Source organism: Burkholderia metallica, from assembly GCF_902832845.1.
Lineage (GTDB): Bacteria > Pseudomonadota > Gammaproteobacteria > Burkholderiales > Burkholderiaceae > Burkholderia > Burkholderia metallica.
The window spans coordinates 108517-128070 of record NZ_CADFDB010000012.1 but is presented as its reverse complement, the minus strand read 5'-3'; the positions used below and the strand labels follow the sequence as shown (position 1 = coordinate 128070).

At 65.0% G+C, this 19554-nt stretch carries 16 protein-coding genes; 3 read left to right on the top strand and 13 right to left on the bottom strand.

Features of this window, described 5'->3' with window-relative positions:
* Positions 1-59: 59 nt before the first annotated feature.
* From HWX08_RS28495 to HWX08_RS28435, 13 genes are all read right to left on the bottom strand, one after another.
* Complete coding sequence (locus HWX08_RS28495; RefSeq protein ID WP_244122779.1) at positions 60-875, bottom strand: hypothetical protein; 816 nt, start codon at positions 873-875, stop codon at positions 60-62.
* 192 nt (positions 876-1067) lie between these two features.
* The gene (locus tag HWX08_RS28490) at positions 1068-1931 is read right to left on the bottom strand and encodes a hypothetical protein (protein ID WP_174922159.1); all 864 of its coding nucleotides are present in this window, start codon (positions 1929-1931) and stop codon (positions 1068-1070) included.
* A complete protein-coding gene (locus tag HWX08_RS28485) occupies positions 1918-2967 on the bottom strand; it encodes a DUF4123 domain-containing protein (protein ID WP_174922160.1) in 1050 nt (349 codons plus the stop codon). The genes HWX08_RS28490 and HWX08_RS28485 overlap by 14 nt, the downstream gene beginning before the upstream one ends.
* Positions 2967-5525 carry a type VI secretion system Vgr family protein gene (locus HWX08_RS28480; protein ID WP_174922161.1) on the bottom strand — a complete coding sequence of 853 codons (2559 nt, stop codon included), beginning with the start codon at positions 5523-5525 and terminating at the stop codon, positions 2967-2969. Before HWX08_RS28480 ends, HWX08_RS28485 begins: the two co-directional genes overlap by 1 nt.
* 122 nt (positions 5526-5647) lie before the next feature.
* Positions 5648-6769 (bottom strand): type VI secretion system protein TssA, encoded by a 1122-nt coding sequence (tssA, locus tag HWX08_RS28475; RefSeq protein WP_174922162.1) that lies wholly within the window; start codon positions 6767-6769, stop codon positions 5648-5650.
* A gap of 42 nt (positions 6770-6811) precedes the next feature.
* Complete coding sequence (gene tssH / locus HWX08_RS28470) at positions 6812-9481, bottom strand: type VI secretion system ATPase TssH (RefSeq protein ID WP_174922163.1); 2670 nt, start codon at positions 9479-9481, stop codon at positions 6812-6814.
* A 44-nt stretch (positions 9482-9525) separates the two neighbouring features.
* Positions 9526-10626, bottom strand: coding sequence for a type VI secretion system baseplate subunit TssG (tssG, locus tag HWX08_RS28465; RefSeq protein ID WP_174922164.1), 1101 nt, complete (start codon positions 10624-10626; stop codon positions 9526-9528).
* On the bottom strand, positions 10590-12425 hold the full coding sequence (gene tssF, locus HWX08_RS28460) for a type VI secretion system baseplate subunit TssF (RefSeq protein ID WP_069255605.1): 1836 nt from the start codon (positions 12423-12425) through the stop codon (positions 10590-10592). The genes tssG and tssF overlap by 37 nt, the downstream gene beginning before the upstream one ends.
* Positions 12426-12502: 77 nt before the next feature.
* Positions 12503-12988, bottom strand: coding sequence for a type VI secretion system baseplate subunit TssE (gene tssE, locus HWX08_RS28455; protein ID WP_021161818.1), 486 nt, complete (start codon positions 12986-12988; stop codon positions 12503-12505).
* Positions 12989-13051: 63 nt separating this feature from the next.
* On the bottom strand, positions 13052-13555 hold the full coding sequence (locus tag HWX08_RS28450; protein WP_006477093.1) for an Hcp family type VI secretion system effector: 504 nt from the start codon (positions 13553-13555) through the stop codon (positions 13052-13054).
* Between the two features lie 70 nt (positions 13556-13625).
* Positions 13626-15116, bottom strand: coding sequence for a type VI secretion system contractile sheath large subunit (gene tssC / locus HWX08_RS28445; RefSeq protein WP_059499710.1), 1491 nt, complete (start codon positions 15114-15116; stop codon positions 13626-13628).
* A 15-nt stretch (positions 15117-15131) separates the two neighbouring features.
* Positions 15132-15647, bottom strand: coding sequence for a type VI secretion system contractile sheath small subunit (tssB, locus tag HWX08_RS28440; RefSeq protein ID WP_006484395.1), 516 nt, complete (start codon positions 15645-15647; stop codon positions 15132-15134).
* A 44-nt stretch (positions 15648-15691) separates the two neighbouring features.
* Positions 15692-16321 carry a tetratricopeptide repeat protein gene (locus HWX08_RS28435; protein WP_069255604.1) on the bottom strand — a complete coding sequence of 210 codons (630 nt, stop codon included), beginning with the start codon at positions 16319-16321 and terminating at the stop codon, positions 15692-15694.
* A gap of 372 nt (positions 16322-16693) precedes the next feature.
* Between HWX08_RS28435 and tssJ the strand changes: the two genes are divergently transcribed.
* The 3 genes from tssJ to icmH all read left to right on the top strand — a co-directional run bounded on the left by tssJ (position 16694) and on the right by icmH (position 19533).
* The gene (gene tssJ, locus HWX08_RS28430; RefSeq protein WP_069255603.1) at positions 16694-17305 is read left to right on the top strand and encodes a type VI secretion system lipoprotein TssJ; all 612 of its coding nucleotides are present in this window, start codon (positions 16694-16696) and stop codon (positions 17303-17305) included.
* 102 nt (positions 17306-17407) lie between these two features.
* Positions 17408-18754, top strand: coding sequence for a type VI secretion system baseplate subunit TssK (tssK, locus tag HWX08_RS28425; RefSeq protein WP_069255602.1), 1347 nt, complete (start codon positions 17408-17410; stop codon positions 18752-18754).
* A complete protein-coding gene (gene icmH, locus HWX08_RS28420; protein WP_069255601.1) occupies positions 18751-19533 on the top strand; it encodes a type IVB secretion system protein IcmH/DotU in 783 nt (260 codons plus the stop codon). The genes tssK and icmH overlap by 4 nt, the downstream gene beginning before the upstream one ends.
* Positions 19534-19554: the final 21 nt, after the last annotated feature.

The following is a 19554-nucleotide window of genomic DNA, read 5'->3' as shown; positions in this document are numbered from 1 at the left end:
CTCACGTTCCATCAAGCCCGACTACATCGCAATTCGCATCCGAGACGTGCCCGATTCGATCATCCACGCCGCGCATTCTCCGTACGCCGCGGTGGCAACAAACCCTCGGATATCGCCGGTACGGCCACCGCTTCGAACGCATCATCCGACAACGCGGACAACACGCTCTTCGGCAAAGACTGCATCGACTTCGCGAACGTGCCGGGCTTGCCGCTGGTCGCTTTCAGGATCTGCCGTACCGACGGATGGGCGTCGAATCTGCTGTTAACCAGAAGCTCGAAATACGCGTATTGCTCGAGATCATCGATATCGGTGAGCCGGTATTTGAGCCACGCAGCAGCGACGACTCGGGAGATGCGACGGTACTGCTGATCCTCGCGCTCGTCGTAACGCTTGTCCAATTGTGCCTGGTAATGACTCGCCATCCAGCGTGATACATCGACCATCGGGATACGCGACTCATCCATCAGCGCACCCGGAAACTGGAACTCGATGTGACGATCCGGATAGAAGTGCACTTCAAGGATGCGATCGCCAACCGTCTCCGGAACCTGCGCCTGCGGCATCGTCACCTTTGCCTCGGCGTGAAGCGTCTCCTCGTTACCCTTGTGCCACTGGTCGACGTCGACATAGTTCCATACGACCGTGGAATCAGTGCCTTTGAGCTTGTAGCAGCACGTCACCCCGCCTCCGCCTCCGGGCAAACTATTGCCTCCGCCCGCTTTGTTACCGTAAGCGTCGGTAATCGTAAATCCGTCCAGGTTGTACGGAAGATAGTTGTGCGCGATAACCGAGATCCCGGCATACGTCGGCTCCGACTTACCGCATGCCGTCATCGCCGCCACGAGCAGACATCCCGCCAGTGCGCGACTCATCAGACTCGACAATCTCGTTGCTCCAGTCATTGATGTTTTCCTTCTGAATCGCTCGCGGCACGCTATGCAGATGCACCCCCGCCTCAATCATTCAAATGTCATCGACGACATAGGCCACAGAGTGCGCCGCACTTCTGTTCGTCGTCGCGCATCCATCTCGCGCCAACGTCCACGTTTCATCCCCCTGCTCATCTACATCGCAAATCGCTTCGGAGAGGTACCCACACGCAGCGCATCCGCTGCACGCGGCGATGGCAACAATCCATCCCGAATGGCCGGAACAGTCACCGGCTCGAAGTTATCGCTTGTCAGTCCCAACAGCACGCTCTTCGGTAGAGACTGCATCGACTTCGCGAACGTACCCGGCTTGTCGCCAGCCACCTGCAAGACGCGCTGAATCTCGGGATGCGTATCGAACCGGCTGTTCACGAGCAAGTCGTAATACGCGTATTGCTCGAGATCATTCGGGTCGGTCAGTCGGTATTTCAGCCATGCTGCCGCAACCGCGCGCGCGATTCGCCGATGCGACTGCCCATCCGTATCGTCGAATTTCTTGTCCAGTTGCTCCTGATAGTGCGTCGCCATCCATCTTGAAACATCCACGACCGGAATGCGAGATTCGTCCAGCAGTTGGCCGGGGAATTGAAACTCGACGTGACGATCCGGATAGAAATGAACTTCGAGAATCCGGTTGCCGACTTTCTCGGGAACGGCCGACGACGGCATCACGACCTTGGTCTCGACTTGCTGCGCATGCGAGTCGTCCATCGTCCATCGATCTGCGTCGTAGTACTTCCACTTGACCGTAAATTCGGTGCCCTTGAGCGTGCAGCAACACGCGACGCTGCCGCCACCTGCGCCCGGCGGATCGTCTCCGCCACCGCTTGCCTTGTTGCCGTATGCGTCGATAATGGTGAAACCGTTCATGTTGTACGGCAGATAGTTCCGGCCCATGACCGAAATCCCGCTGTAGGTCGGTTCCGACTTGCCGCACGCGCTCAAACTCGCGGCCACCGCAAGCAGGCCCACCGCCCATCCAGACCTACGCCACGTCACTACGCGCCTCCAGCAACGCGCGCTCGTGCGCGTCGCGAATCGCATCCCAGGTCGCATCGTCGATCGAAGCCAGCGCCGCATCGACGCTCGTCTCTCCGCGCGACGCTGCCTCGAGCAACGACTTCACGGCCGGGTGCTCGTCGAACCGCGGCGCAACCTGCACACCGGTCACGACATAGCAGAGTAACCCGACCTCATCGACAATCCCGTGCGTCGCCGCGCGATCGAGTTGCTCGACGACCTGATCGTGAAGTTCCGCATCCGACAAGTGATCGACCACCGCCGCCATCGTCTCGCGAAACTTCAGCACAAGCTTGTCGGGATACCCGAGCTCGATCAGCTGCGCATGCTGCTGCTCGCTCAGGCCCGGCGCATCGCCCACCGGCATCACGCCTTCGATCGCCGGCGCATCGTTGCGCCACACGACTTCCTCGAGCCGCCGATCGCGATACCGGATCTCGGCGAACGGTGCAACGAACTGCCGCGTCTGAGCATCGCTCCACACCCGCCGCACGCGTTCGAATACGTGGTTGTCGAAGAAGAACAGATAATACGAGCGGCCGTTGGGCAACTTGTACTGCACGTACTTACGCAGATGCGCGTCGAGCGCATCGAACGACCACGTCGACCACAGCCACGTCACCGCGTGCAGATCGACCGCGTCCAGCCACAGCTGGCGCAGCAGCCGATGTTGCTCGCCTCCCTCATCGTCGAGTGCGTGGTGGTCGAAGGCAATCAGGTACGGTGCGATATCCGTATAGGCGTCGAGACCGGTATCCGTCCAGAGCGACGCATAGCGCAGGCCGCGCACCGTCGCAAGCTGCACATCCAGCTCCTGATAGCCGCGCGTATCGACGAGCACATAAAGCCGCATCGCCCTGCCGTCGCCGTCCGCCTGCGCCAGCGAAGCCTTCAGTGTTTCCAGGAACGCCGGCCAAGCCGGCTCGCGCGGATTCGGCGCGGTGTCGACGGCTTCGCCTGCCTCGACCGCATCGTCCGGATCGACCACGTCGCCCGCGTCGTTGACGTCGTCCATCAATCGGCCTCGACCATCGATTCGCGCCCATTATGCGCGTTCAGCACGCATTGCTTGCACGTGCCGCCCGGCATCGCGGGCAGCGGATACGGCATGCTCGTCGGCCCGGCGAACGCGTGCTGCGCGCCCTTGAAATCGATCTTCCCCGGCGCGTGAATCTCGATGTTGCCGCCCTTGATCCGGATATAGGCACCGCCCGACGTCAGCAGGAGCTCCTGCTTGGCGGCCACGTCGACGTTCTCCGTCGCCGCCACCAGCTTCACGGTCTTCTGCGCGGTGACTTCGATATTGTCCGCATGGGCCTGCACTTCGACCTTGCCCTTCGCGGCGAATAGCTTCATTCCGGCGTTCTGCGCGAACAGGCTGATGCGGTCGCGGATGCCGGCGATCAACGACTTGCCGCTCGTGATGAAGGTGCTTTGACCGCTGACGATATTGGTCTGCCGGTCGCTCGCGAGGTGCACCGACTGCTGCGACGCCATCCCGATCCCCGACGGGCTCGCAAACAGCATCACCGGCTCCTTGAACGCATTCGCGCTGCCGGTCCCGCCACCCGCAGTCCGTCCGCCCGACGCCGCACCCGAAATGCTCTCCTGCGTCGCGTCGGTGAACGTCTTCAGCGCATCGTGACCGTCGCCGAGGCTTTCCGCCAGATGCGCTTCGCTGACCTGCGACAACGACTCGATCAGCCCCTCGGCATTGACGAGCTGCTGTTGCGTCTCGCTCACGTCGAGCGGCTGACTGTTCGCCTGCTTCGGATGCGTCGTGACATACAGCCCCTGCCCGGCCCGCACCGCGCCATACGCATCCGTGCGCAAGTCGAACCCCGAACCGAGATACGCGCCCCGCGTGTTGCCGTTCTGCTCGATCAGGTAGCCGAGATGGAGCAGCGAATTCGCGCTGCTGCTGAACAGGCGCGCGCGGTTCTGGCCCGTCGCATCGTCGAGCACCATTTCGTTGTGACCGCCGCCCGCATACTCCTTCGAGCGAAATCCCGACAGGATGCCGTCGCTATGCCATTGCGGCTTGGCGGCCCCGTTGTAGACGCGATGCATGACGATCGGCCGGTCGCAGTCGCCGCCGATATAGCCGATCAGCACTTCTTCGCCGACCCGAGGAATATGCACGCCGCCGTAGCCGCCGCCGGTATCCGACTGCACGACACGCATCCAGCACGACGCAGTTTCGGTGCCTTCGTTCTGCCGGTCCCAGACGAACCTGACCTTGATCCGGTTCAGCTCGTCCGTATACACCTCTTCGCCCTTCGGCCCGACGACGACGGCCGTCTCGAGCTGCATCACGGGCTTCTTGTGCTCGAACGGGCTGCGATACGGCACGCTCGCGCGCTGTGTCTCGACCTCGACGAGATAGAACCCGGCCGAGCCGTCGTCATGTCCGACCTCGAACGCCGCCGCTGCACCGTGTCCGGCCTTGGCCTGCGCGAGCCGCTCCTGCAGGCTGTGCGGGAAGTGCGCCTCGTGGTCCGACAGCGGCAAGTTGTTCTCGATGTAGCGCGTCACGCCGATCGCCGCGAACTCGCGATCGCCCTCCGGATCGCGGTCGTGCTGCGGATGGTCCGCCAGCGTGAAACGCCGGCCGGCATCGATTCCGCGCACGCCGCCCACGCCGAAGAAACGCTTCGCGCGTGACTCCCATTCCTCGAGGCGGATCTTCGACAGATGTTCGCCACGATCCTGGCCCGGATACGTATAGGCGCCCGTGTATTCGTAGATTTCCGCCTGATCGGGCAGATCGCCCTGCCCGGCCTTGGTCGGCAGCGTCGTGCCGTTCGGATTGCCCGCGGACGACGGCGACTTGTAGTCGAACGTGCGCGTCGTGTGAAGCGTGCTCTGCAGGGTCCTCGACGCAGTCCATTGCGTAAAGCCGGCCGTTTCCGTGCCCGCTCCCGCATGATCGAAGCCGACGGCCTTCGGCGCCAGCTCGTCGACCGCATGCAGATCGTCGGTAATGACGAGCGTATGCGTTTTGCCGTCGTCGGCGTGCCGCCAGAAGCCGAACAGCCCTTCGTCCTCCATCAGGCGATGCACGAAGTTCCAGTCGGTTTCGCTCTGGCGGCAGTACGAGCGCGACGGCAGCGGCTTCGACAGCGCGAACTGATATCGGCCCTTGGCCTGTGGATGCGCGTCGAACACGTCGGCGAGGATCGCGTCGACGCTCTGATCCTGCCAGTACCGCATGTCGCTGCGGAACTTGAGGAAGTGCATCCACGATGCAAAGGTGAGCTGGTAGCTCGACAGGCTGCCGTCCGCGCCGAGCCTGCGCGCCGTGTGGACATAGCCGTTGATCGGGCGATACGACCGGTCCGCCTGCTGGATCCACAGCGTCATCGGCTGCGCGATCAGCGTCTTGAGTTCCACGTCGCTCGCGGTGGATACGAGATCGAGCGTCACGCTGAAATCGCGGCCCAGTTCGGAACGGGTCACGGCCCGGCGCGGGACGAGCGCATTGTTCGGCAACGACGGGATGTCCGTCTTCAGCAGGCGGTCCTGCTGAATCAAGCCACCGCGAATCGCCTGCGCCAGTTCGGTCACGTTCATGCGTCACCCATCTTCTTGTTGGCCGCGAACCCGCCGGGGCCCGCGCTCTCAGGAAAAAGCCGTTCTCTCACCGCACGACGGCGCCCGGGCACGCGTCACGCGCGTCGCCGCGGCATCGTCGCTCACGCCTGCTCGTCGGGCCTCACCCCCAGCAGCTCGCGGATATGCGACAGCGAGCCGTCGTCCTTCACGACGCTCTCGAGCCACTTGTGCAGCGGCATGTCGGCCCATTCGGCGGCCTTGTCGGCGAGATACGCGACCGGGCTGTGCGGCTCGGTCTGGCGGAAGTAACGCGCGACCGCGCGCAACTGGTCGACGGCCTGCGCACGGTTCTGGATGCCGGCGATCATCTGCGGCACCGGGGCGCGCGGAACGGGCTGCGGCTGCACATAAGTCTCCTCGGTCTGAATCGGGTTGCCGAACACCGGCTCGATGCGCTCGGGCTGCGCCTGCGGCGCCGACTGCGCGTGCGGCGCGCTGCCCGTATACCCCTGCTCGCGCGCAAAGCGCTCCGCGAGCCGGTAAACGGTCTCGAACGCTTCGCGCGCCTGCCGGAAGCTCGGTGCCGAATCGCCCGCGCGTTCGACGAGCCGTTCCTCGAATGCATCGAGCGCGAATTCGAACGCCTTCAGGTTCGCGAGCAACGTCGTGTAGAACGCGATCGACGTCACGCGCCGCGACGAATCGATCTGCTCGATCGACGGCTTGCCGCGCGCGATGTCGTCCGCGTGTTCGGGGTCGCGCTTGATCGATTGCGCGACGTGCTGCGCGACTTCCCAGTCGAGCGTGCTGAACGCGTTCGACGCGCCGTCCGTCATCGGCACCGCGCGCAGCAGCTCGGCCGTGCGGCCGGACAGCCACGCGACGTTGCCGAGCCGGTGCTCGGTATCGTCGTCCTCGGGCAGCGGGTGCACGGTGTCCCAGAAGTCGCGGCACAGGCCCTCGAGCAGCGCATAGCCTTCGGTGAGGCCGGTGATGCCGTCCTCAAGCGCGAGCGCCTCGGTCAGCCATACGGCGAGCCGCAGGTCCTTCGTGCGCGTGCGCAGCAGTTCGCCCGCATGGTCGACGACGAAGCCCCAGTCGGCCTCCTTGATCTCGGTCACCCATTCGCCCTGGTCGAGCGTCGGATCGTCGTAGCGCCGCGCGTCCTGGATCGCGTCGAATTCGTTCGAGAACAGCAGGTCGTCGCCGCTGGGCGACGCGTCGCTGATCGGCGTCAGCAGCTCGGGGAGATTGATCGGCATGGTTCGGTCAGTTCATCCAATGCGTGTGTTGCACGGCCGCGCTCATTCGACGATGTACGCGAATTCGCCGGCCTCGTCCGCGCGCACCGCGATGCGCGCGATGGCTGCACCGTCGGCGATCCGGCCGAGCACGTGGCCCGCGATCTCCGGCAGCAGCGTGCCGTTGAGAATGTGGTCGACGTTGCGGGCGCCCGAATCGACTTCGGTGCAGCGTGCGAGCACCGCCTCGACGAGCGACTCGTCCCATTCGAACGCGGCCTTGTGGTTCGTCTCGATGCGCCGGCGGATGCGTTCGAGCTTCAGCTCGATGATCTCGGCCAGCACGTCGTCGGAAATCGGGTAGTACGGCACGACCTTCATCCGCCCGAGGAACGCGGGCTTGAACGTCTTGTACAGCTGCGGACGCAGCGTCTCGGCGAGCGCGTCCGGATCGGGCAGCTCCTCGGCCGGCTTGTTCAGGCACGCCTGCATCACCGCGGCGGAACCGACGTTCGACGTCAGGATGATCAGCGTGTTGCGGAAGTCGATTTCGCGCCCTTCCGCGTCGTCCATCGCGCCCTTGTCGAACACCTGGAAGAACATCTCGAGCACGTCCGGGTGCGCCTTCTCGACCTCGTCGAGCAGCACCACCGAATACGGATTGCGGCGCACGGCTTCCGTCAGCACGCCGCCTTCGCCGTAGCCGACGTAGCCCGGCGGCGAACCCTTCAGGCCCGACACGCTGTGCGCCTCCTGGTACTCGCTCATGTTGATCGTGACCATCTTGCGCTCGCCGCCGTACAGGATGTCGGCCAGCGCGAGCGCGGTCTCGGTCTTGCCGACGCCCGACGGCCCGACGAACATGAACACGCCGCGCGGCTTGTTCGGGTCCTCGAGGTTCGCGGTCGCGGTGCGCACGCGCTGCGCGATCGCGTCGAGCGCGTGGTCCTGGCCGATCACGCGCGCGGCGAGCAGCGGCTGCAGGTTCAGCACGGTGTCGATCTCGTCCTTCACCATCCGGCCGAGCGGAATGCCCGTCCACGCGGCGACGATCTCGGCCACCACGTGGCCGTCGACCTGCAGCGGCACCATCGGCTCGCCGCCCTGCAGCGCGTGCAGCGCCGCCACGCGTTCGGCCAGTTGCTCGCGCGTGGCCTGCACGTCGACCGGCTGGCCGTCTTCCGACGGGCCGCGCGCGTTGTCGAGCGCTTCGCGCAAGGCGGTGATCTCGGCGACGATCGCGCGCTCGGACTCGTAGCGCGCTTCATCCTTCGCGAGCTGTTCAAGCGCCGTGTCGCGCGCGCCGCGCAGCTCGCCGAGCCGCTCGTCGTGCGATGCGCCGCCGGCCGCTTCGCGCTCCAGCGACGCGATTTCCGCGTCGATCCGCTCGATGCGCTTCTTCGTGTCGTCGATCGCCGCCGGCGTCGCGCTGTGCGCGAGCGCGACCTTCGCGCACGCGGTGTCGAGCACGCTGATCGCCTTGTCCGGCAGCTGACGGCCGCTGATGTAGCGATGCGACAGGCGCACGGCCTCGGTGATCGCGTCGTCGAGAATGCGCACGTTGAAGTGCTTCTCCATCAGGCCCGACATCCCGCGCAGCATCGCGGCCGCGAGCGGCTCGCTCGGCTCCTCGACCTTCACGACCTGGAAGCGCCGCGCGAGCGCCGCATCCTTCTCGAAGTATTTCTTGTATTCGCTCCACGTCGTCGCGGCGATCGTGCGCAGCTCGCCGCGCGCGAGCGCCGGCTTCAGCAGGTTCGCCGCGTCGTTCTGGCCGGCCTGGCCGCCCGCGCCGATGATCGTGTGCGCCTCGTCGATGAACAGGATGATCGGATGCGCGCTCTTCTTCACCTCGTCGATCACGCTCTTCAGGCGGTTCTCGAACTCGCCCTTCACACTCGCGCCTGCCTGCAGCAGCCCCATGTCGAGTACGTGCAGCGCGACGCCACGCAGCGGCGGCGGCACGTCGTCGGCCGCGATCCGCAGCGCGAGACCCTCGACCACCGCCGTTTTGCCGACGCCGGCCTCGCCGGTCATGATCGGGTTGTTCTGGCGGCGGCGCATCAGGATGTCGATCGCCTGGCGGATCTCGGCTTCGCGGCCGATCACCGGGTCGATCTTGCCGTCGCGCGCGCGCTGCGTGAGGTTGGTCGTGTACGTGTCGAGCGCCGGCGTCTTCGACGGGCCGGCCGCGGGCGCGCCGCCGTCGGCGGCCTGCGCGACGTCGCTGCCGTCTTCGTCCGCCTGGCGCGGCTCGGCCTCGCTCGACCCGGCCATGATCTCGTCGAACTTGTGCTTCAGGTCCGTCACGTTCATTTCCGCGAACCGCGACGACATCCGCTGCGCGAATTGCGCGAGATCGGGCGCGGTCAGCAGCGCGAGCAGCAGGTGCCCCGAGCGAATGCGGCCGAGCTGCGAGTCGAGGGATGCGATCAGCCACGCCTGTTCGAACAGCGCGATCAGATGCACGGAGAACACCGGCGTGCGCGTGTTGCCCGTCTTCAGGCGCGTGAGTTCGCGCTCGAGATCCGCGCGCAGCGCATGCGGATCGACGCGGCTCGCGCGCAGTGCGAGCGGCAGGTCGCCCGTCGCTTCGTCGAGCAGCGCGAGGAACAGGTGCTCCAGATCGACCTCGTAGTGGCCGCGCGCCAGGCACGCGCTCGCCGCGCGCTCGGTCGCGTGCCGGCACAGCGGGTTCAGTTTCGTGATCAGGGTCTTCAGAGGCGTGCTCATGGCGTCGATCTCAGGTTCGATTGCGTGTTTGTTGTCGTTCGGAATCAGTGAATCACGTGCAGTTCGTAGCGAGCGTCCGAGCGATCCTCGTGCGCATCCCGCGTACACAGGAACGCGTCCCAGCCGAGTCGCGAGCCCGCGCCGAGCACGCTCGCGCCAACCTCGGTGCGCTTGAGCACGAGCTTCACCTCGTATTCGAGCGTGACGCCGGCGAGCAGCGTCAGCATCCGCTCGAGCGCGATCGCGTGCGCACCGCCGGGCAGGAATGCCTCGTAGTCGCGCTTGGACAGCGGCCCGACGACGATCCGCGCGCGCATGTCGCGCTGCCACACGCGTTCGCCGACGAGCGCGGTCGCGCCGAGCACCGCGTTGACTTCGCCGAGCACGCTCAGCTGGTCGGGCGGCACGTCGTACCACTTGCCGACGAACTGGTCGATCTTCACCGGGACGCGGAAATAGTCGGACAGCGTGCGCTGCAGGTACGCGGCCGACATCGGCCGGTGCCGCGCGGCGAGCGCATAACCGGCAATCGCCTCGTCGAGCACGCCGCCCGCGCCGGCCGCGAGGCTGTCGCGCACGTCGTCGCTCGGCACGCCCGCGATCGCGAGCAACAGCGGCAGGTAGCGCTCGTCGCGGTCGAGCTCGTAATGGAACGGCAGCCGGTATTTCTTCCACGCCGCATAGAACAGCGCGGTCGCGCGGTTCGAGAACACGTCGAAGAACGCGCGTGCCGCATGGTCGCGCTTCAGGTGCTCGCGCGCGACGATCTGCTCGGTGTAATGCAGCGGCAGCGCGCCCTGGCCGCCGAGCAGCCCGAAGAATGCGGGCGTCAGCTCGACGTGGCCGAGCTCGCCGGCCGCGAGCGCGGCGCCGCGCGCATCGCCCGTGTCGAGCTGCGTGCCGTCGTCGTCGAACGAGCGCGCGCCTTCGATCTCGCTCGGCGGAAAGCCGAGCGACAGCGTGTTGCGGAATGCGATGTGCCGCGCGACGACGTCGCCCTGCCGCCACGCGCCGGGCGCATCCGACGCCTGCCGCGCGAACAGCCCTTCGAGCACGCGCACGGCCTGGAAGAACTCGAAGCGGTGCGGCTCGTCGAGCAGCGCGTCGACTACGCCAGGATCGATTCGCCGGTCCGGGGCTTGCATCGGATGATCTCCTCGCCGGTGCGCTTCGACACGACGACTAGTTGAACGAAACTGTTGAGGTGCACGTACAGCCCGAAGAAGCTGTCGAGCACGCGCACGAACGACGCGAGGCTCGCGCCGACGAAGTGCTCCTCGTCGATCGTCAGCCGGATCTCGATGCCGCGCACGAAGGTCGCGAACGGCTTGCCGGGCAGCCACTGCACGGCGCCGCGCTGCTCGACGCCGACGAGGCCGTCGATCTGGCGCATCGACACGGCGGTGCGCCGCAGGTCGTACAGCGTCAGCATTTCCTTCAGCGGCGCCAGACCGTGCGCGACCAGCGACACGTGATTGAGCGCGAGGTGCGACACGAGCCGCCAGTGCGCGGCGCGGCCGCGCTCGAAACGCACGCTCTGCGTCGGGCGTCGCAGCAGCGAAATGCCGCTCGTCTGCGCGCCGCCTTCCTGGAACAGATCGCCGCCTTCGAGGCCGAACGCGAGCATCGACGGCAGGTCGCGGTTCGTGCAGGTGAGGTCGAGGCTCAGCGTGTCGGTTTGCGGCGAGGTCGGCTCGAAGTCGATGTCGACGATCGAGATCTCGGTTTCATAGCCGGGGCTCTTCTGCGCGACCCAGTCGTTGCGGCGCGCGAACCAGTAATGGCCGATCCGCGCGGATTCGCCGTGATGCAGCGAATAGAACGGCCGGAACTCGATCACCGATTCCTCGTGCGCCTGCTGCCGGACGAGCTTCACCGAGTCGATCGAGTACACCTCGTACGCGAACGCGCGCCGCGCCTCGGCGATCACCGGGTAGGACACCGCGCGGTGCGTGATGCGGATCGGCTCGCCGTGTTGCCGGAACAGGTTGACGATCGGCGTGCAGAACAGCCGGAAATGGCTCGCCGCCAGCAGTTCGAGCAGCCGCGCGACGTGCGAATCGCTGCGCACGTCCTGCAGCACGAGGTGCAGCGTCGCGCGCTGGCAGCGGCCGGACGCGCGCGCGATCGCCGCGATGTCGAAATCGACGAAATCGAACTTGTCGGGGAACGCGAAGTATTCGGTGAGCAGGCGATACGCGGGATGCGACTTCGCCGGGTAGTCGATCAGCGCGTCGTCCTCGTCGAAGCCGGCGTGCGCGATCGGCAGCTTGCGCAGCGCGGTCCAGCGGCCGTTGCGTTCAGGCTCGACATACGCACCGAGCACGTTGACGAACAGGCAGTCGGTCAGCGCGGCGACGAACGACTGCTCGCCGTGCAGGTGCGCGCGCAGCGTCGGCAGCTTCAGTGCGCCGAGATCGAGCTGCGCGGCCAGCGATTCGAACGTGATCGAGATCACGCCCGTCGCGTTCGACGGCAGCACCGTCGCGCTCGGCGCGAGCGCGACCGGCGTGTAGCGCGCTTCCGAGATGCGGATCGGCGCGAGCGTCACGTCGTACGCGGTGCGGAACCGGCACTGCACGCCGCGGATCGGGCGACTCTTCAGCTCCGTGCCGCGATCGATCACGACCGGTTCGGTCTGCTGGCCGGGCGACGCCGGCGTGAACTGCGCGATCGAGCACGACGGGAACGGCCGCAGGTAGTGCGGATACAGCACTTCCAGCAGCGCTTCGGTGAATTCGGGGTAATCGTCGTCGAGCTTTTTGTTGATGCGCGCGCCGAGCAGCGCGAACGACTCGATCATCCGCTCGACGTGCGGATCCTCGCAATGCTCGCCGGACAGCGCGAGCCGCGCCGCGATCTTCGGATAGCGTTCGGCGAAATCTCGCGAATAGCGCCGCAAAAACGATAATTCGCGCTCGTAATACGGCAGCAATTCTTCCATCGACGACCCCGAACCTCAATATTTCCTGCCGGACCCTGATCCACCACCGGGCGGTCCGGCCCGCTCGGCGGCATGATTTACTGCATTCTCGCGGCGCGTGCGCGCGTGACCGAATACTGCAGCGTCGACGGTTGCAACATCGCGTCGAAGCTCACCGGCTCCTCGGCCGGGTGCACGACGAGCAGCGCCTGGATCGCGAAGTAGAGCGCGTTGGTGGCCTGCTCGTTCAGCTCGAACGTCACCTGCACCTGCTGCAGGCGCGGCTCGTGGCGTGCGATGGCCTGCTGGATCGACTTGCAGATGAACGCGCGGTCGTAGTGGCTCGCGAGGCTCAGCCCCGCGAAATCGTTCAGCCCGTAGGTCAGCACCGACTTCTGACATTCCGGCAGCGTGGCCAGCTCGTTCTCGGTGTGCGCGATACGGGTGTTGAGGATCGCCTCGACGTCGCGGGCGACCGTGTTCTTGAGCTCGTCCAGCGACAATTGCCGCATCGCTGCCGAGGCCGGCAGGTGCGGTTCGTCGTCGAACAGCTTGTCGAGAAAACTCGGTTCGAATCGTTTCATCGGCCGGTGTGTACAGCGAAAACGGCAACGGGACGCTGGTGCGCCCCGTTGCCGCAACCGACCTTAGACCGCGTAGGTCTTGTCGTTCTTCGTCAGACTCCAGGCGCCTTGCGTGTTGCCGCCCTGGTTGCCGCCGATCTTCTGCTGGGTTTGCTTCCACTGCACGGCTGCGTACTTCAGCGAGAACGTCTCGAGCGGCAGACCTTCTTCGCGAACGCTCGGAGCGATGCTCGAGATGATCACGTACTTGAGCTTGACTTCCAGATACTGCACGCGCTTGCCTTCGCCGTCAGCGCGCGAGAAATGGACCGTCACCTCGTCGAACGTGGTACCACCCGACGCGTGTTGGTACAGCAGCGGGCTCGACGAATCGATTTCCTTCGTGAAGATCATGTCGCCGTGCTCGCAACGCGTCATCGTGTGACCGCCAGCGGTCGATGCGGTTGCCGAACGCGGCTGAACGATCGAGTGATCCCACGATTTCAGCTCGATCCAGCCCTGGTGGTCCTTGTCCGCGGATTCGCCCTTCACCGCGGGACTACCAAACTGCAAGTGCATATGTAACATGGCCCTTCGACTCCCCAAAGAGGTGGTTTTAACGTCCTACCCAGGCGGCCCGCCCGGGCGATCTACTCGCTTATGAATTTGCCGGTTTGGGCAGATCAGCGACAAGTCGCAGAGAAATCGAGAGTTCGTCGAGCTGAAAGTGCGGGCGCAGGAACGCGACCGAACGATACGAGCCCGGCTTGCCCGGAATCTCCGACACTTGTATGGATGCCTCGCGCAGCGGAAATTGCGCTTTCTGTTCCTGCGAGGCGTTGTCGTCGAGCAGGACGTACTGCGAAATCCACCGGTTGAGGAAAGTCTCCACGTTCTGCGCCGATGCGAAGCTGCCGATCTTGTCGCGCATCATCGCCTTCAGGTAGTGCGCGACGCGCGATACCGAGAAGATGTACTGAAGCTGCGCGGACAGGACGGCGTTCGCATTCGCGCTGTCGGTGCTGTATTTCTTGGGCTTCTGCACCGACTGCGCAGCGAAGAACGCGGCGTAATCTGAGTTCTTGCAATGGACGAGCGGGATGAAGCCGAGATCGCTCAGCTCCTTCTCGCGACGATCGGTGATCGCGATTTCGGTCGGGCATTTCAGCGCGACTTCGCCGTCGTCGGTCTTGAATGTGTGGGTCGGCAGGTCTTCGACCAGGCCGCCGCCTTCGACGCCGCGGATCGCCGCGCACCAGCCGAAGTCGTCGAACGCGGCCGTCAGGCGCGCCGCGAACGCCCACGCGGCGTTGCACCACAGGTACTTGTCGTGGTCGGTGCCGTCGACTTCCTCGACGAAGTTGAAGTTCTCCGCGGTCTGGCCGTCCTTCGGATTGAACGGCAGGCGGCCGAGGAAGCGCGGCAGCGTCAGGCCGACGTAGCGCGAATCTTCGGCGTCGCGGAACGACTTCCACTTCGCATATTCGACCGTGTCGAACACCTTGCCGAGATCGCGCGGCTTGCCGAGGTCGGAGAACGACTCGAGGCCGAGCAGCTCCGGCGACGCCGACGCGATGAACGGCGCGTGCGCGGCCGCCGCGACGTGCGACATCTGCTCGATGAAGTACATGTCTTCCGGCTGGCGCGAGATCTCGTAATCGCCGATCAGCGCACCGAACGGCGATCCGCCGAACGTGCCGAACTCTTCTTCGTAAACCTTCTTGAACAGCGCGCTCTGGTCGAACTCGCTCGCGCCCTTGAAATCGCGCACGAGGTCGCGCTTCGGCGCGTGCAGCGCCTTGATCTTGATCGTCTGGCCGGTGTTGCTTTCCTTGACCAGATAGTCCATCCCGCGCCACGTGCTCTCGAGGCGCTGGAATTCCGGCGCGTGCATCACGGCCGAAAGCTGCGTGGAAATCAGGCGGTCGAGTTCCGCGACGCGCGCGTCGATCGTGGCCGACAGGTTGTCCGACACGATCACCGTGCCGTCGAGCACCTGGTGCACGAGTTCGCCGATCAGGTCCTTCGCACGTGCATGCTCGGAATCGGATTTCGCGACCTTGCTCTTCTCGACGATGTCGTCGAGCAGCGAAGTCCCGGCGGCGTATTCCGCGCCGCTCGCTTGGGCCGCAGCCGTTTGCTGGTTCATCTCAACACTCCGTCGTCATTCGCCGTCTTTGTCGCCGCCCGTGCCCTTCGCGAGCTCCTGCAGCTGCTGCGTGTTCTTCAGCACCTCGGACAGCAGATCCTCGAGCTTGTCGTTGCCGGCGAGCTTGTTGCGCAGGTCGGCGAGCTTCGAGCGCGCTTCGAGCAGGCGGCGCAGCGGCTCGACCTGTTCGACGACTTCGTCCGGACTGAAATCCGACAGCGAACGGAACTTCAGGTCGACCGCGAACTTGCCGCCTTCCGGGCTCAGGCGGTTTTCCACCTGGAACGCGGCACGCGGCTCGATCGCCTTCATCACGTCGTCGAAATTGTCGCGATCGATGTTGACGAATTTGCGGTCGCGCAGCTTCGGCTGCTCGATTTCGGACTGACCCGCCAGATCGCCGACGACCCCGACGACGAACGGCAGCTCCTTCACCTCGATCGCGTCGCCCTTTTCGACCTCGTAGGTCAGCTGGACGCGCGGCGGCCGTATTTTCTGCAAGCTTTTCTGAATGCTTTCTTTCTTGGCCATCTCGACGGCTCCCAGGTTAGTTGTGGTTATCGCGTCAGTTGCGCTCAGTTGCGCAGTGCGCCGAACGGGTCGGCGCCGCCCTTTTGCGGTGTGGCGGGCGGCGTCGGCGTGGTCGTTGCCGCGGCTTCGGCCGCCGCTGCGGCGCCGGCCTTCGGGCGATGCACGACCCGGCGCGGCGGCCGCGGCTTCACGACCTTCTGCTCCGGCGGGAACAGCGCCGATTCACCCAGCGTATCGCGCAGCTGCTTCGCGAGCGCCTGCGCATCGGACTTCGCGTCGCCCGCGAGCGACGAATCCTGGCGCAGCTCGCCGAGCGACTGCGTCGCGATCCGCAGGCCGGCCACGGCCAGCACGCTCTTCGCCTGACGGTCGGTTGCATCGCGCTGCAGCGCTTCCTGTGCAGCAACGATAGCCTGACCGTAGTGATTCTGCGCGAACTGGATTTGCGCGATGCGCGACCACGGCTCCTCGCGCGTCGGATCCGACTTCGCGAGCTGCTGGTACAGGCCGAGCGCCTTGTCCTGGTCCCCCGCCTTCGCAACTGCGTCCGCATCCGCCAGCGACTTGTTGAACACCTCGGCGGTCGGCGGTGCGGGAGGCTGGCTCGCGCAACCGGCGATCACGCCGCAAGCCACTACTACCCCAGACAGTTTTGCGAAGAGACGGTCTTTCATCGTTATATCCACCGGCGCGTGAGTTTTAAATCGTTGAGAATCTGGTTCTTTTGCTTTGCAAGAAGCGCGCGGGTATAGTACCGATCAATTTTTCATAATTCAATCGTCGTGTGAAGAGTAATTCCTTTTAAAACCGGGCGCTACCCCCTCCAATGGCCTCTCGCGGCGGCTTCGCAGCGATTTTTCTTTCGGCCGGAACGGGCAAGTTTTACTGGTTGCACGACGCGCCGGCCGGGTGGCGGAAAAAATTTCCGGACGCCCGCCACGACGCTGGCGAGCTTAATAGTTGAACAATGCAATGCCGGGGATGCGCAGCGAAGCGGAAATACCCGGCAGATTTGACAGGATAAAAGGCGGCACGCCGGGAATACGATGAGATCGCTGATGATTCGCTACGCGCTGCCGCTGGTTGCCTGCGCGCTTCTGGCCGGATGCGCGGCCGCCCCGCTGCTCGGCTCGGCCGCGAGCGCCGTGATGTCCGCGGCCGGCATCGGCAAGCCCGAGGTGCCCGACGCGCAGAAGCCGCCGCGCAATCTCGGTATCACGCTCGCCGCGGCGCCGAACCTGAATGCCGCCACCGACAACAAGCCGCTCGCGCTCGTCGTGCGCCTCTATGCGCTGAAAGACCCGACGTCGTTCCAGCAGGCGCCGTTCGACGCATTTACCGATCCGGCCAAGGAAAAAGCCGCACTGGGCGCGGATCTGCTGAACGTGCGTGAAATCACGCTGATTCCGGGCCAGCGCTATACGGCCACCGAAAAGGTTTCGCGCGAAGCGCAGGCGTTCGGCATCGTCGCGCTGTTCCGCGATCCCGCACTGCAACGATGGAAACTGACGTTCGATCCGGCAAAGTCGGAGAAATCCGGCATAATCATCGGCCTGCATAATTGCGCGATGACGGTCACCGACGGCACTGTCATTGCACCGCAACAGGGTGCGCCTTCGCAACCGCTGAATATGCTGTCTTCGGTGTCCTGCGGTTAAACATGACGCACGAATGTCAATTAACAAGAGTTAACAATTGGCGATTTAATTCGGGCACGAACAAATCGATTACATCGCAACGCCACATTCACCGGATTTGACATGAGTTATTCGGCCAAGGTGCTGTGGGGGGAAGGGCTGTTCCTCCGGCCTCAACACTTTCAGCGACAGGACGCTTACCACGAAGCGCGCCTGTTCGAATCGATCCAGGCGATCCAGCCGTACAACTGGGGCGTGCGCTCGGTGCGCATCGACCGCGATGCGCTCGGCAGCAACGTGCTGCGGGTTGCCGAGCTCGCGCTCGTGTTCCCGGATGGCGCGCTGTATGCGGCGCCGCAGGCCGACGACCTGCCGCCGCCGATCGCGCTGGATACGCTGCCTGACGGCATCAACGAATTCGTGTTCTATCTCGCGCTGCACCCGTTGCGCGAGAACGGCACCAACTACAGCGACGATCCGGCCGCCGGCTTCATGACGCGTTTCGTCAGCGAGCAGACGAGCGTCGCCGACAACTTCACCGACGCGGCCGAGGCCGACATCACGTTCCTGAAGACGCAGGTCAAGCTGATCGCGCACAGCGAACCGCGCGATCAGCTGCTGTCGGTGCCGCTCGTGCGCGTGCGCCGCACCGCGACGTCCGGTTTCGAGATCGACGACAGCTTCGTGCCGCCCTGCCTCGCGATCGACGCGTCGCCGATCCTGCACCAGCGGCTGCGCCAGCTCGTCGACGCGCTGCAGGCGAAGGTGAACGCGCTGTACGGCTTTCACCGCGAGCCGTCGAAGAACATCATCGAGTTCCGCTCGGGCGACATCGCGTCGTTCTGGCTGCTGCACACCGCGAACGCCGCGTTCGCGACACTCGCGCACCTGCACCAGCATTCGGCGCTGCATCCGGAGCGGCTGTTCCAGGAACTGCTGCGCCTCGCCGGCCAGTTGATGACGTTCTCGAAGGGCTATACGCTCGCCGACCTGCCGGTGTACCGGCACGACGATCCGGGCCCGAGCTTCGCGCGCCTCGACCTGATGCTGCGCGAGCTGCTCGACACCGTGATCTCGACGCGCTACTTCGCGATCACGCTCGACGAGGTGCGCCCGTCGTTCCACCTCGGCCGCCTCGACTCCGGCAAGATCGACGACAAGACCGAGTTCTACCTCGCGGTGTCCGCGGACATGCCGAGCGTCGAGCTCGTCGATGCGGTGCCGGCCCGCTTCAAGGTCGGCGCCCCCGACGACGTCGACAAGCTCGTGCTGTCGGCGATGCCCGGCGTGCGGCTCTCGTACACGCCGCAGGTGCCGCCCGCGATTCCGGTGCGCCCGGGCGCCTGCTATTTCGCGCTCGATTCGCGCAGCCCGCTGTACGAGCGCATGCTGCAGGCCCAGTCCGCGATGATCTATGCGCCGACTGGCATCAATGACCTGAAATTCGAACTGATCGCGGTCACATCATGAGCTACGCGCCTTCCCTGTTCGGCGACAACGCGCCGCCGCCCCTGCATACCCCGGCGTCGACGGATGCCTCGTTCCAGGCCCGTTCGCTGCTCGACCTGCTGTACGACGGGTTCTTCATGCTGTTCCTGCTCAAGAACGGGCGGGAGCCGGAGAGCGCGGGCGAGTTCAGCACGCGGATCCAGGAATTTCTGTCGGACTTCGAGCGCGGCGCGAAGAAGCTGAACATCGCGGCCGAGGATGTGTACGGCGCGAAGTTCGCGTTCTGCGCGGCCGTCGACGAGATGGTGCTGTCGTCACAGTTCAAGATCCGGACCGACTGGGAACGTCGGCCGCTGCAGCTCGTGTTGTTCGGCGAGCAGTTGGCGGGCGAGAAGTTTTTTCAGTATCTCGAGGATTGCCGGGCGCAAGGGGCGGCACGGCTGCAGTCGCTCGAGGTATTTCATATGTGCCTGCTGCTCGGGTTCCGCGGGAAGTACCTGCTCGAAGGGCCGGAGAAGCTCGCTTATCTGACCGCGCGGCTGGGTGACGAGATCGCGCATATGAAGGGCAAGCGCGCACCGTTCGCGCCGCATTGGCCGCTGCCGGATCAGATCGCGCATCGGTTGAAGCGGGAGGTGCCGGTTTGGGCGATCGGCGCGGTGTTCGCGCTGGTGGCGCTGCTCGGGTATCTCGGGCTCAATACGTATCTGAAGGACAAGACGCTGCAGGCGCTGGCGCCTTATTCGCAGGTGGTCAAGGTCGGGCCGGAGTCGGCTAATTTGACGATTTCGTTGCCTTGAGGGCGCAGGCGTAGTGCTGCA

Excerpts from the sequence above, each read along its gene's own strand:
- tssE (WP_021161818.1), bottom strand. The coding sequence starts at position 12,988 with ATGAAACGATTCGAACCGAGTTTTCTCGACAAGCTGTTCGACGACGAA.
- icmH (WP_069255601.1), top strand. The coding sequence starts at position 18,751 with ATGAGCTACGCGCCTTCCCTGTTCGGCGACAACGCGCCGCCGCCCCTG.
- tssA (WP_174922162.1), bottom strand. The coding sequence starts at position 6,769 with ATGCCGATCAATCTCCCCGAGCTGCTGACGCCGATCAGCGACGCGTCG.
- tssB (WP_006484395.1), bottom strand. The coding sequence starts at position 15,647 with ATGGCCAAGAAAGAAAGCATTCAGAAAAGCTTGCAGAAAATACGGCCG.
- tssJ (WP_069255603.1), top strand. The coding sequence starts at position 16,694 with ATGAGATCGCTGATGATTCGCTACGCGCTGCCGCTGGTTGCCTGCGCG.
- tssG (WP_174922164.1), bottom strand. The coding sequence starts at position 10,626 with ATGCAAGCCCCGGACCGGCGAATCGATCCTGGCGTAGTCGACGCGCTG.
- HWX08_RS28495 (WP_244122779.1), bottom strand. The coding sequence starts at position 875 with ATGAGTCGCGCACTGGCGGGATGTCTGCTCGTGGCGGCGATGACGGCA.
- HWX08_RS28480 (WP_174922161.1), bottom strand. The coding sequence starts at position 5,525 with ATGAACGTGACCGAACTGGCGCAGGCGATTCGCGGTGGCTTGATTCAG.
- HWX08_RS28450 (WP_006477093.1), bottom strand. The coding sequence starts at position 13,555 with ATGTTACATATGCACTTGCAGTTTGGTAGTCCCGCGGTGAAGGGCGAA.
- tssC (WP_059499710.1), bottom strand. The coding sequence starts at position 15,116 with ATGAACCAGCAAACGGCTGCGGCCCAAGCGAGCGGCGCGGAATACGCC.
- HWX08_RS28435 (WP_069255604.1), bottom strand. The coding sequence starts at position 16,321 with ATGAAAGACCGTCTCTTCGCAAAACTGTCTGGGGTAGTAGTGGCTTGC.
- HWX08_RS28485 (WP_174922160.1), bottom strand. The coding sequence starts at position 2,967 with ATGGACGACGTCAACGACGCGGGCGACGTGGTCGATCCGGACGATGCG.
- tssK (WP_069255602.1), top strand. The coding sequence starts at position 17,408 with ATGAGTTATTCGGCCAAGGTGCTGTGGGGGGAAGGGCTGTTCCTCCGG.
- tssF (WP_069255605.1), bottom strand. The coding sequence starts at position 12,425 with ATGGAAGAATTGCTGCCGTATTACGAGCGCGAATTATCGTTTTTGCGG.
- tssH (WP_174922163.1), bottom strand. The coding sequence starts at position 9,481 with ATGAGCACGCCTCTGAAGACCCTGATCACGAAACTGAACCCGCTGTGC.